The organism is Stenotrophomonas sp. 05L414_2 (assembly GCF_056397905.1).
This window is the reverse complement of the sequence record NZ_JBFTOJ010000089.1, coordinates 1-16,155: the sequence shown is the minus strand read 5'-3', so window position 1 is coordinate 16,155 and position 16,155 is coordinate 1. Positions and strand designations below refer to the sequence as shown.

Below are 16,155 nucleotides of genomic sequence, written 5' to 3'. Positions count from 1 at the left end.
GGAAGCCGCCGGGCATGGCCCGGCGCTACCGTTTTACGAGCGCAGCTCGACGCCGATCGCTTCGGCGGCATCACGCGCGATGGCACGTGCTTCGTCGACGGTCTCCGCGCGCGCCAGGGTCACGCCCACGCGACGATGGCCATGCACGCTGGGTTTGCCGAACAGGCGCACGGCGGTGTCCGGCACCTGCAATGCAGCGGCGACGTTGTTGAAGTACGGCACGCCTTCGCCATGCGCCAGCAGCGCGCACGAGGCCGATGGGCCACTCTGGCGGATCACCGGGATCGGCAGGCCGAGGATGGCCCGCGAATGCAGCGCGAACTCGCTCAGCTCCTGCGACACCAGCGTCACCAGGCCGGTATCGTGCGGACGCGGTGATACTTCGCTGAACCACACCTCGTCGCCCTTCACGAACAGTTCGACGCCGAACAGCCCCCAGCCACCGAGATCATCGGTGATCGCGCGCGAGATCTCCTCGGCACGCGCCAGCGCCTTGTCCGACATCGGTTGCGGCTGCCAGCTTTCGCGATAGTCGCCCTCCTTCTGCAGGTGGCCGATCGGCGCGCAGAACGAAGTCCCGGCGGCGTGGCGTACGGTCAGCAGGGTGATCTCGTAATCGAAGTCGATGAAACCCTCGACGATGCAGCGGCCAGCGCCGGCACGGCCACCGGTCTGTGCGTATTCCCACGCGGGGGCGATGTCCGCCTCGCTGCGCAGCGTGCTCTGGCCCTTGCCCGAGGACGACATCACCGGCTTGACCACGCACGGCAGGCCGATCGCCGCCACGGCGGCGCGGTACTCGGCCTCGGTGTCGACAAAGCGGTACGGCGAGGTCGGCAGGCCCAGCGTCTCGGCGGCCAGGCGGCGGATGCCCTCACGGTCCATGGTCAGGCGCGCAGCGCGCGCGGTCGGGATCACCCGCAGGCCCTGCTCCTGTTCCAGCTGCACCAGGGTCTCGGTATGGATCGCCTCGATCTCGGGCACCACCAGGTGCGGCTGCTCCTGGGCGATCAACTGGCGCAGGGCCATCGCGTCCAGCATGTCGATCACGTGCGAACGATGTGCCACCTGCATGGCCGGGGCATCGGCGTAACGGTCGGCAGCGATCACTTCCACGCCCAGTCGCTGCAGTTCGATGGCCACTTCCTTGCCAAGTTCGCCCGAGCCCAGCAGCAGCACACGGGTGGCGGAGGGGGACAACGGGGTTCCAAGCTTGGCCATGGCGGGGTTCCAGCAGCGATGTGAAGGCGGGTGGGCATTCTAGCCGGTCCAGCCGCAGTGCCTGGGCACGCCCAGCCGACGAACGGTAGCCCGAATGTGATATCACTTTGATATCTTCAATTCGAACCCTCAAGGACGTACCGCCATGAAAGAGAAGTCGCTGTCCTCCCTCAACGGCCTGGGCGCGCTCGCCGGGTCCCTGGTCGTAGCCTTCGCCGGCGGCGCCCTGTTCGTGGCCGGGGTCGCGGCGAAGGCCAGCACCGGCTCGCCCAACGTGCTGCTGATCCTGGCCGGCCTGCTGATCGCTGCGCTGGCGCTGGTCGCGCTGGCCGGTCTGTACACCGTGCAGCCCAACCAGGCGGCGGTGGTCAGCCTGTTCGGCGAGTACGTCGGCACCGTCAAGGACAACGGCCTGCGCTGGAACAATCCCTTCTTCAGCAAGCGCCGCGTGAGCCAGCGCGTGCGCAATTTCGAGAGCGGCAAGCTGAAGGTCAACGAGCTCGACGGCAGCCCGATCGAGATCGCCGCGGTGATCGTCTGGCAGGTGGTCGATGCCTCCGAAGCGGTCTACAACGTGGACGACTACGAGAGCTTCGTGCACATCCAGTCCGAATCGGCGCTGCGCGCGATGGCCACCAGCTACCCTTATGACCAGCACGAGGACGGCCAGCTGGCGCTGCGCAGCCATGCCAGCGAGATCTCCCAGCACCTGAAGAACGAACTGGCCGAGCGCCTGGCCGATGCCGGCGTGCAGGTGATCGATGCGCGCATCAGCCACCTCGCCTACGCCGCTGAAATCGCCCAGGCGATGCTGCAGCGGCAGCAGGCCAATGCGGTCATCGCCGCACGCACGCGCATCGTCGCCGGTGCGGTCGGCATGGTCGAGATGGCGCTGGCCGAGCTGCAGAAAAACGGCGTGGTGCAGCTGGACGAGGAGCGCAAGGCGCACATGGTCAGCAACCTGTTGACCGTGCTGTGCTCGGACCGCGGCACGCAGCCGGTCGTCAACACCGGCTCGCTGTACTGAGCCACCCTCGCAACGGGGCGCCCCACCGCCCCGCCAGGAGTCTGCATGAGCGAGAAAAAAGCCTATCCGCTGCGCATCAACGCCGAGGTCCTGGCGGCCGCACAGCGCTGGGCGGACGATGAACTGCGCAGCCTCAACGCGCAGATCGAATACGTGCTGCGCGACGCACTGCGCAAGGCAGGCCGCCTGCCGAAACCCAAGCCATCGCCGGAGGACAAGGAATGAGCAAGCGCTGGAGCTACCTGACCGTCGAGGTCAAGACATCCATGATGGGCCTGCAGAAGGCCGATGACATCCAGGCCGAACTGAGCCGCCAGGGCCAGCTGGGCTGGGAACTGGTCAACATCATCGTCCCGGCGCCGATGCGCCCGGCCCTGCTGGTCTTCAAGAAGGAGCTGTGACCATGAGCGCACGCCGCTCGTTGCTTGCTGTTTCCCTTGCCCTGTTGTCCGCCAGTGCATCCGCTGGCGAACCGCAGCAGGTCGCAGCACGCCTGCTCGATCACCTGCAGGCAGGGCGCACCGCCGATGCCGAGGCCATGCTGACCCCGCAGATGGCCGCGGCCGTGCCTGCCGACAAGCTGCAGGGCCTGTGGCAGTCGCTGGGTGAACTGAAGCAGCGCGGCCCGGCGCACAGCAGTGAGCAGCAGGGCCTGCATCTGGTGGAAGTACCGTTGCAGTTCGCCAGTGGCGCGGTGATCGCGCAGGTGGCGGTGAACGGGCAGGACCAAGTGGCTGGCCTGTTGCTGCGCCCGGCCCCGGCCGCCAAGGCAGCGCCACCGCCGGCCGACGCGAACTACAGCGAAGCCGATTTCAGCGTGCCACAGGCACGCGGTGCGCTGCCCGGCACGTTGTCCCTGCCCAAGGGCAAAGGACCTTTCCCGGCCGTAGTGCTGGTGCACGGCTCCGGCCCACAGGATCGCGACGAAACCATCGGTGGCAACCGCCCGTTCCTGGACATCGCCCGCGGCCTGGCCGCACAGGGCATCGCCGTGCTGCGCTACGACAAGCGCACCCATGCCCGTCCCCAGGACTTCCAGAGCGGCACCTTCAACGTTGATGACGAGACCACCGACGATGCCATCGCCGCGTTGAGCGCGTTGGCGGCGGACCCACGCATCGACGGCAAGCGGATCTTCGTGCTCGGCCACAGCCAGGGCGGCATGCTCGCCCCGCGCATCGCCAGCCGCTGGCCACAGGCGCGCGGCGCGATCCTGTGGGCCGCGCCGGCGCGCACATTGCTTGAACTGCTGCCGGAGCAGAACCGCTACCTGCTGTCGCTGGACGGCTCGATCAGCGCCCCGGAACAAGCGTTCCTGGACAAGCTCGACGCGCAGATCGCCGCGGCCCGCAGCAACGCGCCTGCACCCGCCAGCGAACTGCCACTGGGCACGCCGCAGACGTTCTGGAAAAGCATCGAAGCGGTGAACGCACGCGGCGACGCGGTTGCGCTGAAAAAACCACTGCTGATGCTGCACGGGGGCCGTGACTTCCAGATACCGGAAACGGATTGGGCACTGTGGAAAAAAGCCCTGGCCGATCGCCGGGACGTGCAATGGAAGGCCTACCCTGCCCTCAACCACATCGGCATCGCCGGCAGCGGCCCCAGTTCATTGAAGGAATACGCGCAGYCGGGCCACGTGGATGGGCAGCTGATCGATGACGTTGCGCGTTGGGTGGAGGCGCAGCGATGAGCGGCAGTGATGCACGCCCGTTCGAGGTTGCCGAGAGTTCTTCGCTGCGGGTGCTGTGGGTGCTGCTGCCACTGCTGGCGGTACTGGGCGTGGGCATGTGGGCACAGCTGCACGACAATCGCAGCGAGGCTCCCTGGATGGAGGTCACCCTGTCGCCGCCGTTCTTCCTGATGGGCGGCAGCGCGGCATGGAGCCTGGCGGTGATCGTGCTGATGGGCATCGGCCTGGGCTGGGCGTTCTTCCGTCGCCGGGTGGAGCTGGCAGGCAACGTGCTGGACGTGCGTTCAACCTTGTACCGTCGCCGCACGCCGGTGGCCGACCTGCTGCTGGACCAGGCCGAGGTGGTCGACCTGAGCCGTGATCGCCGCTATGGCATCCGTTTCAAGACCAACGGCTACAGCATGCCCGGCTTCTATTCCGGGCACTTCCGCCTGCAGGGCGGCGGCAAGGGCTTTGCCCTGGTCACCGACCGCGCACGCACGCTGGTGATTCCGGTGCACGGCGGCAGCACCCTGCTGCTCAGCCTGGAGCGCCCGCAGGCCCTGCTCGAGGCACTGCGCAAGGTGGCCGCCACGGCGCCACGGCAGTAAGCTGGATCGATGCACCGTAGCACTCCGCTGTTGATCAATACCGAGACCGTCGAAGTGTGGCCTGCGCCGCTGCTGCGCGCGCGCAGCAATCTCGACGCCCGCCTGCTGGCCCGCGCGCAATGGGTACTACGGCGCAAGCGCGATGGCCGCTACCTGGCGGCAGTACTGGCGCACGGTGTGCACTCGCTGGTGCCGCGCCTGCCACGCGAGCCCGGCGTGGAGGACGCGCTGGCCCTGCTGGATGGCGCACGGTCACGACCGTTCGGCGCTGCACTGGAAGACCAGTGGCTGCCGCTGGTTGGCCTGCAGCAGCGCCTGCAGCAGCTGGGCCTGGATGCACAGCGCTATGCGCACGACAGCGGGCTGGCACTGGAAGCCGAGCCGTGCGCGCTGCACTTGGCCGGACGTGATCGCTTTGCCCGCCCGTTGTGGCTGCGCCGCGGTGCCGCGCAGGGCTGGCGACGGATGCGCCTGCATGCCGCCCGGGATGGAGTTGCACTGGACGCGATCTCCGGCTTCCGCAGCCATGCGTATCAGCTCGGCATTTTCGAACGCAAGCTGGCGCGCGGGCAGAGCGTGCCGCAGATCCTGAAGGTCAATGCCGCCCCTGGCTTCAGCGAACACCACAGTGGTCACGCGCTGGACATCGGCACACCGGGGGATGCGCCGGCAGAGGAGACCTTCGAGGCGACCGCTGCGTTTGCGTGGCTGCAGGCCAATGCCGCGGCGCACGGGTTCCATCTGAGCTATCCGCGCGACAACCCGCATGGGATCGTCTACGAACCGTGGCACTGGTGCTGGAAACCGGCCAACGGCTGAGCCCCTCGTGGCAGCTGCTCGACTGCGGTCCTCGGGCTGRCCAGGAGGGTGGGCGGCGCAGGGGCCGCTGCAAGTACGTCCATGTAAGCTCGGGCGCGCCATCCATGGCGCTTACGCCCCTGCGCCGCCCATCCTCCCGGCCACGGACAGTTTCCGCGTGCGTCCGCCACGGAATTGAACAAACAAAAAAGCAAAGGCAGACGTGGGTCGCTGCGCTCGACCTCGGGCGTGGCCCGGCGCTACCAGTGCTTGGGCGTTGCGGCTAGCGCCGCAGCGCGTTGATCGCCAGCAGTACCCACCCGGCCATCAGCGTGGTGCCACCTACCGGCGCCAGCCGGGTCGGCCACTGCCACAGCGCACCGCCCACCAGGCTGCCGGAGAACAGCAGCACGCCCAGCAGCAACACGTACAACGCCAGATGCGCGATCGCGCCCTGCGCGCGGGGGCCGAGGGCGGCCAGTACCGCTCCGTGGGCAAAGGCGTACAACGCCGCCATGTTCAGGTGCTGCTGCGCCAGCGGATCGGACACGCCATGCGCGGCATAGGCCGAGAGACCGATCGAGGCCGCTGCCAGCAGCGCCCCCAGGCAGGCCAGCAACGACGGTTTACGCGCGCGTCGTTCGGAATTGAACATGACAGCTCCTTGCGCAATGCCCGACACCGGGCTCGGGATGAAAAAAAACGCGCCGCAGGAAGCGGCGCGTTTTCGTGTCCAGCACTACATGGGTCAGCCGAGGCTTACTTGACGGCCCAGTAGATGTCGTACGTCGCTTCCGGGGTGAACGACTTGTCCACGCCGTCCTTCCAGGTTTCGTACGGACGGTCGATGACTTCGTTACCCGAGGTCACGGCCCAGGCGCGCAGGGCGCTGCGGGCAACGTCCAGGCCTGCCATGTGACCGGTGTAGGCCGCATGCGCCGAACGGTGCGGAGCAACGCGGACGTACTTGACCGGAGCGCCACCGTCGATCTTGACGGTCAGCTGTTCGGCCGGCACGCCTTCGGCACCCTTCTTCTTCACCGGCTGGGCGATGTCGAAGGCGTACTTCTCAGCACCGAAATCGGTGGTGATGATACGCAGCGGACCGACGGCTTCCAGGCCATTGGCCTCGATCACGCGCTTGATCCACTCCTGGTTGTCCTTGATGGACTTGGTGATGGAATCCTGGCCACGGTCAACATTACCGGCGGTGACGACCAGCAGGTCTTCGGCCGGGACATCGACGATGCCCAGATCGGTCAGCGGAGCTTCGGAAGWGCGGTAGTCGACATTCGGCACGGTGGCCAGCATGTTCGCCAGGCGCGACAGACCCATCTTGATGTCATCGCCGATCTGGCGGCTGACATACAGGCCTGCGTAGCGACCGAACAGGTCGAAGCCATACTTCACCGAGTAGTCCTGGGTGATCTTGACGTTGCGACCGCCCTTGCCGGTCGGCTCCAGGGTGAAGGTGGTGACCTTGTCGTGACCCTTGGAGGCATCGTCGACGGCGATCACAACACGCTTGTTCTCTTCGGCTTCGGTCACCTTCCAGGAACCGGTGCCCAGGTCCTTGGAGGTGTAGTCGAGAGTGGCACCGACGCCGGAGGCCGGGCCGGACAGCTTCAGTTCAACGGCGGGATCGCGCAGTACCAGCGGGTTCCAGTCCTTGAAGCGGCGCAGACTGCTGACCGTGTCGTACACGATCGTCATCTTGCGGTTGGTCTCGATGCTTTCGGTGATGTGACGCTCGCCCGGCAGACAGACGCCAATGATGACGAACAGGCCAGCCACGATCCCCAAGGCGATCAGGAACTCGATAATACGGGTCATTCAGAGAGTCTCCGGGGCCGATCCCACGGCCGGGTTGATTGAAGCGAAGCGCCAATCCTAGCAGGCTTCGCGGGCATTGGTTATCGGGATTGGCGCACCGGTTTCCGTGCCGGCTGCGCATTTGTATGCACAAAGAATTCGAAGGGTAACGCATCCGCGTACCCGGCATGTAGGGGGCAAGTGGGGGGCAACCCTGAATCCGGGCCCAGACTACGTGCCAAGTCTTTGTCGCTAAAGGATTTTCCTCACACCAACTGGAGTTCAAACGCTTTCAGGACTGCACGCGTACGGTCACGTACGCCCAGTTTGGAAAGGATGTTGGACACATGGTTCTTGATCGTGCCCTCGGCGACCCCCAGCGAATTGGCGATCTCCTTGTTGGAGAAACCGCTGGCCATCAGCCGCAGGATCTCGGTCTCACGGTCGGTCAGCGGGTCGGGCCGGTCCAGGCTGACGAAGTCGTTGCGCATGTGCTCCAGCCCGGACAGCAGCCGCTGGGTCACCGCCGGCTGCACCAGTGAACCGCCATCGGCCACCGTGCGGATCGCCCCGACCAGCTGCGCCAGGGTCACGTCCTTGAGCAGGTAGCCCTTGGCCCCGGCCTTGAGCCCGGCCAGCACCAGCTGGTCATCGTCGAAGGTGGTCAGGATGATGGTCGGCGGCAGCTGTTCCTGCCGTGACAGCACCTGCAGCGCCTCCAGCCCGGACATCACCGGCATGCGCATGTCCATCAGGACCACGTCCGGGCGGATCTGCGGGATCAGCTCGACCGCCTGGCGGCCATCGGCGGCCTCGGCCACCACTTCGATGCCGTCGTCGAGCGCCAGCAGCGAGCGGATCCCCTGCCGCACCAGGGTTTGGTCGTCGACCAGGCAGACGCGAATCATCAACGCACTCCTTCAGGAACCTGGGTAAGGGCCGCCAGCACCGTTGCCGGTACCGTCGCCCGCAGCCGGAAGCCTTCGCCGGGGCGGGTTTCCACCTGCAGCTGGCCTCCACATTGTTGCAGGCGTTCGCGCATGCCGCGCAAACCATTGCCCACATTGACCGTTTCCGCCCCGACGCCGTCGTCGCGGGCTTCCACCACGACCTGGTCCGGGACCTCACGGTACACCCGCAACCACAGGTGGCGGGCRCCGGCATGGCGCACCGTGTTGGTGATGATCTCCTGGGTGCAGCGCAGCAGTACGTGGGCCCGCTGCGGGTCTTCCACGTTCAGCGGCTCCTCGATCTCCAGCTGGATGTCCAGCGACGGCACGTGCTCGGTCAGCGGACGCAGCGCAGCGGCCAGGTCGATGGCGCCGGTCTCGCGCAGCTGGCTGACCACCTCGCGCACGTTGCCCAGCAGCAGCTTGGCCAGGGCATGCGAGCGCTTCACGTGCTCCAGCGCCTGGCCCTCGGCGAGGTGGCCGGCCACTTCCAGATTCAGGGTCAACGCGGTCAGCTGGTGGCCCAGCAGATCATGCAGTTCGCGCGAAATGCGGGTGCGCTCGTTCACCCGCGCGCTTTCGGCCAGCAGCGCACGCGTGGCGCGCAGCTCGGCGTTCAGGCGGCGCTGCTCCTCACGCGCCTCGGCCTGGCGGCGGGCCACCAGCGCGATCACGAACACGAAGCTGGAAAAACCCATGTAGCCGACGGCCTGCAGCACGGCGATGACCGGCGGGAAGCCCAGCGGCTGGATGTAGACCGGCAACACGGCCAGGTTGCTGGCCACCAGCCACACCACGCCGATGCGCGGGCCCAGCAGCCAGGGCAGCAGGCCGGCCACCACCATCAGCAGGATGCTGCCCAGTGCGGTGCCGGAGAAATAGCTCACGCCGATCGCGCAGGCCGTCAGCAGGATCAGCGCGGCATGGTCGAAGAAGCCGGGCCGGCTTTCGCCCAGCGAGCGCGTCAGCACCCAGTACACGAAGCCGAAGGCCAGGTAGGCCGAGGCCCAGGGAATGATCCGGAAGCCGGCCTCGCCGTCCAGGCTTTCCAGTGTCAGCGACACCGGATCGATCAGGTAGATCGCAAGCCAAAGGCCGACGGTGCCCCAGGTGAACAACCCGGAGTAGCGCAGCATCGCATTGTGGTTGAGTCGGGCCAGCATGGCCCATCGTAGCCTGTGYGCGTCAGGGCCCAAGGGCATAAAGTCATGTTCGGTGCGGTCCCCTGTTCATGCCGCAGCCCACCCCGGGCATGCAATAATCATGCGCAGGGTCCGTACATGGGACCAACCGCGTTACCCCACGGAGTCACAATGTCGATTGTCATCCGCGACGTGCGCGAGCACGAGCTCGATTCCGTCCTGGCTTTGAACAACAATGCTGGCCTGGCCATCCTTCCCCTGGATGCAGAGCGCCTGCGCCTGTTCTATGCAACCGCTGAATATTTCCGCGTCGCCGAGCGCGACGGCAACCTGGCCGGCTTCCTGATCGGCTTCGGCAGCGACAGCCAGCACGACAGCAGCAATTTCGCCTGGTTCAAGCAGCACCTGGACACCCCCTTCTTCTATATCGACCGCATCGTGGTCGCCAGCCGCCGYCGCGGTGGTGGCGTCGGCCGTGCGTTCTATGCCGACGCCCAGAGCTTCGCCGAGCTGCGCTACCCGCAGATGACCTGTGAAGTGTTCCTGGACCATGGCGCCGATGCCGCCCTGCTGTTCCACGGCAGCTTCGGCTTCCGCGAGCTGGGCCAGAACACCATGCCGCAGGTGGACGTGCGCGCCAGCATGCTGGCCAAGGAACTGTGCAGCTTCCCGTGGGTGAATGAAACCTATGGCGGCAAGCTGCCTGATGTTGCATGGGCGCGCGACCGGCAGCTGCCGGCGCAGGCACAGCGGTCGACGGGGACCTGAGCGTGGCAGTGAATTTCGATTACGAACAGGCCGGTGAACTGAAGATCGGCCAGGTGGGCATCGCCAACCTGCGCATCCGCACCCTCGATGTTGAACGCCTCGTGCAGGAAATGCAGGAACGGGTAAGCCGTGCACCGAAGCTGTTCGGCCGTGCAGCGGTGATCCTGGACTTCGGCGGCCTCAGCCAGGTGCCCGACGTGGCAACGGCGCAGGCGCTGGTCGATGGCCTGCGCGGTGCTGGCGTACTGCCGGTGGCATTGGCCTATGGCACCAGTGCGGTCGACCTGCTCTCGCAGCAGCTCGGCCTGCCGCTGCTGGCCAAGTTCCGCGCCCAGTACGAGCGCGCCGAGGCAGAACCCGCCCCGCCGCCGGCAGCCGCACCGGAGCCGCGCCGTGCCGCACGCGCCGAAGCGAAGGCCGCGCCGGCTCCGGCTCCGGCCACGCCGATGGGCAAGGCTGCCGATGCCGCCGCGCCACAGCCGGGCCGCATGCAGCTGGGCAACGTGCGTTCGGGGCAGCAGCTGTATGCGGAAAACTGCGACCTGACCGTGATGGCCACCGTCGGCGCCGGCGCCGAGGTCATCGCCGATGGCAGCATCCATATCTACGGAACCCTGCGCGGCCGTGCGCTGGCAGGGGCCCAGGGCAACACCGCGGCACGCATTTTCTGCCGTGATTTCCATGCGGAACTGGTCGCCATTGCAGGCCACTACAAGGTACTGGACGATGTACCGGAAACCCTGCGCGGCAAAGCCGTGCAGGTGTGGCTGGAACAGGACCAGATCAAGATCGCTGCGCYGGACTGATGCAGCACCTCAAACAGAATCATCAGGAGAAGTCCTTTGGCTGAAATCATCGTAGTCACCTCCGGCAAGGGCGGCGTCGGCAAGACCACTTCCAGCGCAAGCCTGGCCTGCGGCCTGGCAAGGCGTGGCAAGAAGGTGGCGGTGATCGACTTCGACGTCGGCCTGCGCAACCTCGACCTGATCATGGGCTGCGAACGCCGCGTGGTGTACGACTTCGTGAATGTCGTGCACGGCGAAGCCACCCTCAAGCAGGCCCTGATCAAGGACAAGCGCTTCGACAACCTGTTCGTGCTGGCTGCCTCGCAGACGCGCGACAAGGATGCRCTGACCCAGGAAGGCGTGGGCAAGGTCCTGAAGGACCTGGCCGCCGACGGCTTCGACTACATCATCTGCGACTCCCCGGCCGGCATCGAGAAGGGCGCCTTCCTGGCGATGTACTTCGCCGACCGTGCGGTGGTGGTGGTGAACCCGGAAGTGTCCTCGGTACGCGACTCGGACCGCATCATCGGCCTGCTCGATTCGAAGACCCACAAGGCCGAATCCGGCCAGGACGTGCCGGCCTTCCTGCTGCTGACCCGCTACACCCCGGTGCGCGTGGAAAGCGGCGAGATGCTCAGCATCGCCGACGTCGAGGAGGTCCTTGGCCTGAAGGCGATCGGCGTGATCCCCGAATCGGGCGACGTGCTCAATGCCTCCAACAAGGGCGAGCCGGTCATCCTGGATGGCGAATCCGCTGCCGGCCAGGCCTATGACGACGCCGTCGCACGCATCCTCGGCGAAGAACGCCCGATGCGCTTCACCAACGTCGAGAAGAAGGGCTTCTTCAGCAAGCTGTTCGGAGGGTAAGCATGGGCCTGTTTGATTTCCTCAAAGCGAAGAAGACCACCGCCGAAACCGCCAAGAACCGCCTGCAGATCATCATCGCGCAGGAGCGCAGCCACCGTGGCGGTCCCGACTACCTGCCGCTGCTGCAGCGCGAGCTGCTGGAAGTGATCAAGAAGTACGTCAACATCGACGTCGATGCAGTGAAGGTGGACCTGGTCAAGGATGGCCAGCACGACGTGCTGGACATCTCCGTGGCGCTGCCTGAAGGCCCGGACAAACCCTGACCCCCCTGCCCCGCCCGTGCCTGCATGGGCGGGGCTGCCTGACCCGCATGACTGATACCACGCCCGAACCGAACGTTACCCGCGTCGGCGACATCGCCTTCGCCGATGCCCAGCGCCTGCTCGCTGCACATGAGCTGCGCCTGCATCACGTTGCGGCCGGCGAGCCGATCCCGGGCAGTTACTGGGGCGAGCCCGAGGCGGGCATCATCGCCAGCGACGTCTACGTGCGCGATGACACGCCGGTGCATTCGATGCTGCACGAAGCCTGYCACCTGATCGTGCTGCCACCGGAGCGGCGCGCGCAGGTGCATACCGACGCCACCGATTCGGTGCCCGAAGAAGACGCCACCTGCTACCTGCAGATCGTGCTGGCCGGGCACCTGCCCGGTGTCGGCAGTGAGCGGCTGATGGCCGACATGGATGCGTGGGGGTATACGTATCGATTGGGGTCGACGAAGGCGTGGTTTGAACAGGACGCCGAAGACGCAAAGGCGTGGCTGATCGAACGCGGCTTGCCGGTGGCGTAACGCGTCGGTAGCGCCGGGCCATGCCCGGCGGCATGCACATCTGCCGCCGCGATGCGGTTCGCCGGGCATGGCCCGGCGCCACCGTGGGTCACGTGGCCAGCGCGCGCAGGGTGATGCCGACCACATACGCCAGATAGGTGCCGGTGGCATAGCCCATCGTGCCCAGCAGCACGCCTACCGGCGCCAACGCCGGATGGAACGCAGCGGCCACCACCGGTGCAGAGGCCGGGCCGCCGATGTTCGACTGCGAACCGATGGCGAAGTAGAAGAACGGCACCTTCAACAGCTTGCCCAGGCACCACAGCAGCACGATGTGCACGCTGATCCAGATGATGCCGAGCAGGAACAGCCACGGGCGATCCAGCAACGCCAGCAGATCCATCTGCATGCCGATGCAGGCGATCAGGAAGTACAGCAGCAGCGAGCCCAGGCGCGAGGCGCCCGCGCCTTCCAGCGTACGTGCACGGGTGAAGCTGAGGCCCAGGCCGAGCGTGGTCGACAGCACCACCACCCACACGAACGGCGCGTCCAGGCTGAACTGCGATGCCCAGCTGACGTGGACCTTGAACCAAGCCGCCAGCGGCGCGCCGATGGCGTGGGCCAGGCCGACGCCACCGAAGGCCACGGCCACGATCAGCATCAGATCGGTCAGGCTGGGAATGCGCTCATGCTCGGCCTGGAAGCGTGCGATGCGCTCCTTCAGCTCGTCGATGGCGGAGGTATCGGCACCGCTGCGTGCATCGATCTTCGCCGCGCGCCCAGCCATGAAGATCAACGCCGCCATCCACACGTAGCCGACACCCACATCGACCACCGCGAACTGGCCGAACGTGGTCGCGTTGACATCGAACACTTCGCGCATGGCCAGCATGTTGGCACCGCCGCCGATCCAGCTGYCGGCCAGCGCCGCCATGCCGGCCCAGGTATCGCCGGCGACGGTGTCCGGATGGATGGCACGCATGACCAGGAACGCGACCACCGCACCCAGCATGATGCTGGCCGAGGCGCCCAGGTACATCAGCACCAGCTTGGGCCCCAGCCGCAGGATGCCCTTGATGTCCACCGCCAGGGTCAGCAGGATCAGCGCCGCCGGCAGCAGGATGTCACGCGCGACCGGGTTGTACAGCTTGGTGTTCTGCCCGTCGATCAGGCCGAACGTGTTGTAGATGCCCGGCAGCAGATAGYACAGCAGCAGCGCCGGCACGAAGGTATAGAAGCGCTTCCACAGGCCCTGCTCGCGCGAAGCGGTCCAGAACACGGCGCCAAGGGTGGCGGCGATCAGGCCGAAGACGACGATGTCGTTCTGGATCAGGGCAGTCGAGGGCATGCAGGCATCCTGGTAGTACCGGCCGCTGGCCGGCAACCCCATGTAGGTAGGTCGCAACGTGCAGTTGCCGGCCAGCGGCCGGCACTACCGGAAAGCCGGGCGCCGCCACAAGGGCGGCGCCGGTATCGCTTACTCGCCGATGTGCTGCTTCAGCCAGGCGTTGACGGTGTCATGCCACAGGATGCTGTTGTTCGGCTTCAGCACCCAGTGGTTCTCGTCCGGGAAGTACAGGAACTTCGACTCGATGCCCTGGCGCTGGGCCGCGGTGAAGGCAGCCAGGCCCTGCTCGACCGGAATGCGGAAGTCCTGCTGGCCGTGGATCACCAGGATCGGCTTCTTCCAGTCAGCCACGTGGTTGACCGGGTTGAACTTCTCGTAGTTCGCCGCCTTCTGGTACGGGGTACCGCCCTGCTCCCACTCGGTGAACCACAGTTCTTCGGTGGCATAGCCCATCATGCGCTGGTCGAACACACCGTCATGGTTGACCAGGCACTTGAACGGGCTGTTCCAGTTGCCGGCGATCCAGTTGACCATGAAACCGCCGTAGCTGGCACCCAGTGCGCAGGCCTTGTCACCGTTGAGGAAGTCGTACTTCTTCAGCGCCGCGCTCCAGCCCTTCTGCAGGTCTTCCAGCGGACGGTCACCCCAGTGCTGGCTGATCGCATCGGTGAAGGCCTGGCCGTAACCGGTGGAGCCGTGGAAGTCGATCATCACCACAGCGTAGCCCTGGCCTGCGTACGTCTGCGGGTTCCAGCGGTAGCTCCAGCCATTGCCGAAGCTGCCCTGCGGGCCGCCATGGATCAGGAACGCAACCGGGTAGGACTTGCCTTCCTGGTAGTTGTGCGGCTTGACCACATAGCCGTGCACGGTGTCGTTGTTCCAGCCCTTGAACTCGAACTGCTCGTAGTCGCCGAAGCTCACATCCTTCAGCACTTCGCCAGCGGCCGGGGTCAGTGCGCGCAGCGCGCCGATCGGCTCGCCAGCGGCCGGCAGCAGGCCGACCAGCACCTGGTCGTTGCTCTTCAGGCTGTTGCGGGTGATGGCCACGCTGTTGCCGGCCACGTCGACGGCGGTGACGCTGCCATCGCCGATCAGCTTGGTGGCCTTGCCGCTGGCCACGTCGATCTGGAACAGCGGGTGTTCGCCGAGGTCGTCGGCGGTGGTGTAGATGCTGGCGCCGTCGGCGGACAGGGTGATGCCGCCGGCCGAACGGTCCCACTGCGGCGCGATCTCGCGCGTCTTGCCGCTGGCCAGGTCCATCGCCATCAGGCCGAAGCGGTCCGCCTCGAAGCCTGGGCGCTTCATCGCGCGGTAGAACAGGGTCTTGCCGTCGGCGCTGAACACCGGGCCGGCATCCCAGGCCGGGTTGGACGCGGTCAGGTTGACCGGCGCCTGCTTGCCGGCGGCATCGAAGCGGTACAGGTCGAAGTTGGTCGACCACGGCTCCTGCTTGCCGGCCACGCGGATGCTGGCGACCACGCTGCTGCCATCCGGCGACCAGGCGAAATCGTCATTGCCACCGAACGGCTTGGACGGAGCGTCGCCGTCGATGGTCGCGCTCAGCGCCGAAGCGCCCTTGACCGCACCGGCCTTGGCTGCCGGCAACGGGGCGACGAACAGGGTGTTGCGGCGGCCGTCGTTCCAGGTATCCCAGTGGCGCACGAACAGCGAATCGAAGACCTTGCCGCTGGCCTTGGCGCCTTCCACGTCCTTCAGCTTCTTTTCGGTGCAGGCCAGGTCCGAGGCACAGGCCTGGAACACGCCGGCGCTGAACAGCACGCGGTCGTCCTGCGGCGACACGTGGTAGCTGTCCACGTCCACCGGGAAGTCGGTCAGCTGGCGCGGGGCGCCGCCACTGATCGGCTGTGCGTACAGCTGCTGGCTGCCGTTCTTGGCGCTGAGGAAGTACACGGTCTGGCCATCGGCCGACAGCGATGCGGAGTTGACGTTCCAGCCAGACGGCGTGATCTGCTTCGGCGGTGCCGCGTCGCGGGTGCGCAGGTTGCGCGCGAACAGTGCGGTGCTGGCCTTGAGGTTGGCATCGGTGCTGCGCTTGGCGAACACCACGGTGCCGCCGTCGGCGGTCAATACCGGCGCGGAGACGCGGTCCATGGCCACCATGTCGCGGACTTCCAGGCCACGGGCAGCGGCGACGCTGGGCAGGGCAGCCAGCAGGCTCAGTGGCAACAGGGCATGACGCAGTTTCATCGGGGTCTCCGCAGGACGGCAAAAAACCGATGGTAGGCCTGCGCGGCCGGGCCTGCCAAGGCCATCGGTCATGGCCGTGGCTGAGCTGCCGCCAGAAAAAGCAAACCGCGCCGTAGCGCGGTTTGCTTGGGACACCGGTAGTGCCGGCCGCGGGCCGGCACTCCCCCATCCCTTACG

18 protein-coding genes are annotated in these 16,155 nt (G+C 66.5%); 11 read left to right on the top strand and 7 right to left on the bottom strand.

Features of this window, described 5'->3' with window-relative positions:
• Positions 1-33: 33 nt before the first annotated feature.
• Complete coding sequence (gene purT, locus AC1DJN_RS13430) at positions 34-1,221, bottom strand: formate-dependent phosphoribosylglycinamide formyltransferase (RefSeq protein ID WP_442252278.1); 1,188 nt, start codon at positions 1,219-1,221, stop codon at positions 34-36.
• 145 nt (positions 1,222-1,366) lie between these two features.
• Between purT and AC1DJN_RS13425 the strand changes: the two genes are divergently transcribed.
• From AC1DJN_RS13425 to AC1DJN_RS13400, 6 genes are read left to right on the top strand one after another with little or no spacing between them, the layout of a single operon-like run.
• The gene (locus AC1DJN_RS13425; RefSeq protein ID WP_442252277.1) at positions 1,367-2,248 is read left to right on the top strand and encodes an SPFH domain-containing protein; all 882 of its coding nucleotides are present in this window, start codon (positions 1,367-1,369) and stop codon (positions 2,246-2,248) included.
• 45 nt (positions 2,249-2,293) lie between these two features.
• Positions 2,294-2,473 (top strand): type II toxin-antitoxin system antitoxin, encoded by a 180-nt coding sequence (locus AC1DJN_RS13420; RefSeq protein ID WP_005412615.1) that lies wholly within the window; start codon positions 2,294-2,296, stop codon positions 2,471-2,473.
• Entirely contained in the window at positions 2,470-2,649 is a 180-nt protein-coding gene (locus tag AC1DJN_RS13415; protein WP_025873867.1) for a DUF4177 domain-containing protein, read from the top strand. Before AC1DJN_RS13420 ends, AC1DJN_RS13415 begins: the two co-directional genes overlap by 4 nt.
• 2 nt (positions 2,650-2,651) lie before the next feature.
• Entirely contained in the window at positions 2,652-3,941 is a 1,290-nt protein-coding gene (locus tag AC1DJN_RS13410; protein ID WP_478039315.1) for an alpha/beta hydrolase, read from the top strand.
• Positions 3,938-4,531, top strand: a complete 594-nt coding sequence (locus AC1DJN_RS13405; protein WP_442252276.1) for a PH domain-containing protein — start codon at positions 3,938-3,940, stop codon at positions 4,529-4,531. Before AC1DJN_RS13410 ends, AC1DJN_RS13405 begins: the two co-directional genes overlap by 4 nt.
• Before the next feature lie 9 nt (positions 4,532-4,540).
• Complete coding sequence (locus AC1DJN_RS13400; protein WP_442252275.1) at positions 4,541-5,350, top strand: M15 family metallopeptidase; 810 nt, start codon at positions 4,541-4,543, stop codon at positions 5,348-5,350.
• A gap of 262 nt (positions 5,351-5,612) precedes the next feature.
• On the opposite strand, the gene AC1DJN_RS13395 is transcribed toward AC1DJN_RS13400, so the two are convergent.
• The 4 genes from AC1DJN_RS13395 to AC1DJN_RS13380 form a co-directional block, all read right to left on the bottom strand.
• Entirely contained in the window at positions 5,613-5,984 is a 372-nt protein-coding gene (locus AC1DJN_RS13395) for a DUF423 domain-containing protein (protein WP_025873872.1), read from the bottom strand.
• 104 nt (positions 5,985-6,088) lie between these two features.
• Positions 6,089-7,162: a polyketide cyclase gene (locus AC1DJN_RS13390; RefSeq protein WP_478039314.1), complete on the bottom strand. Its 1,074-nt coding sequence runs from the start codon at positions 7,160-7,162 to the stop codon at positions 6,089-6,091.
• A gap of 245 nt (positions 7,163-7,407) precedes the next feature.
• On the bottom strand, positions 7,408-8,049 hold the full coding sequence (locus AC1DJN_RS13385; protein WP_025873873.1) for a response regulator: 642 nt from the start codon (positions 8,047-8,049) through the stop codon (positions 7,408-7,410).
• Positions 8,049-9,254 (bottom strand): sensor histidine kinase, encoded by a 1,206-nt coding sequence (locus tag AC1DJN_RS13380; protein WP_025873874.1) that lies wholly within the window; start codon positions 9,252-9,254, stop codon positions 8,049-8,051. Before AC1DJN_RS13380 ends, AC1DJN_RS13385 begins: the two co-directional genes overlap by 1 nt.
• 150 nt (positions 9,255-9,404) lie before the next feature.
• Between AC1DJN_RS13380 and AC1DJN_RS13375 the strand changes: the two genes are divergently transcribed.
• The 5 genes from AC1DJN_RS13375 to AC1DJN_RS13355 are packed head-to-tail and all read left to right on the top strand — an operon-like array spanning position 9,405 to position 12,443.
• The gene (locus AC1DJN_RS13375) at positions 9,405-10,001 is read left to right on the top strand and encodes a GNAT family N-acetyltransferase (protein ID WP_025873875.1); all 597 of its coding nucleotides are present in this window, start codon (positions 9,405-9,407) and stop codon (positions 9,999-10,001) included.
• Positions 9,947-10,807, top strand: a complete 861-nt coding sequence (gene minC, locus AC1DJN_RS13370) for a septum site-determining protein MinC (protein WP_478039313.1) — start codon at positions 9,947-9,949, stop codon at positions 10,805-10,807. Before AC1DJN_RS13375 ends, minC begins: the two co-directional genes overlap by 55 nt.
• Positions 10,808-10,843: 36 nt before the next feature.
• Entirely contained in the window at positions 10,844-11,653 is an 810-nt protein-coding gene (gene minD, locus AC1DJN_RS13365) for a septum site-determining protein MinD (protein ID WP_025873877.1), read from the top strand.
• Positions 11,654-11,655: 2 nt separating this feature from the next.
• A complete protein-coding gene (gene minE, locus AC1DJN_RS13360) occupies positions 11,656-11,916 on the top strand; it encodes a cell division topological specificity factor MinE (protein ID WP_005408532.1) in 261 nt (86 codons plus the stop codon).
• A 47-nt stretch (positions 11,917-11,963) separates the two neighbouring features.
• Positions 11,964-12,443 carry a hypothetical protein gene (locus tag AC1DJN_RS13355; protein ID WP_032975950.1) on the top strand — a complete coding sequence of 160 codons (480 nt, stop codon included), beginning with the start codon at positions 11,964-11,966 and terminating at the stop codon, positions 12,441-12,443.
• 88 nt (positions 12,444-12,531) lie between these two features.
• Here the strand turns inward: AC1DJN_RS13355 and AC1DJN_RS13350 are convergent, their stop codons facing one another.
• Positions 12,532-13,770 (bottom strand): DUF819 family protein, encoded by a 1,239-nt coding sequence (locus AC1DJN_RS13350; RefSeq protein WP_478039312.1) that lies wholly within the window; start codon positions 13,768-13,770, stop codon positions 12,532-12,534.
• Positions 13,771-13,899: 129 nt separating this feature from the next.
• The gene (locus AC1DJN_RS13345) at positions 13,900-15,978 is read right to left on the bottom strand and encodes a S9 family peptidase (protein ID WP_442252272.1); all 2,079 of its coding nucleotides are present in this window, start codon (positions 15,976-15,978) and stop codon (positions 13,900-13,902) included.
• Positions 15,979-16,155: the final 177 nt, after the last annotated feature.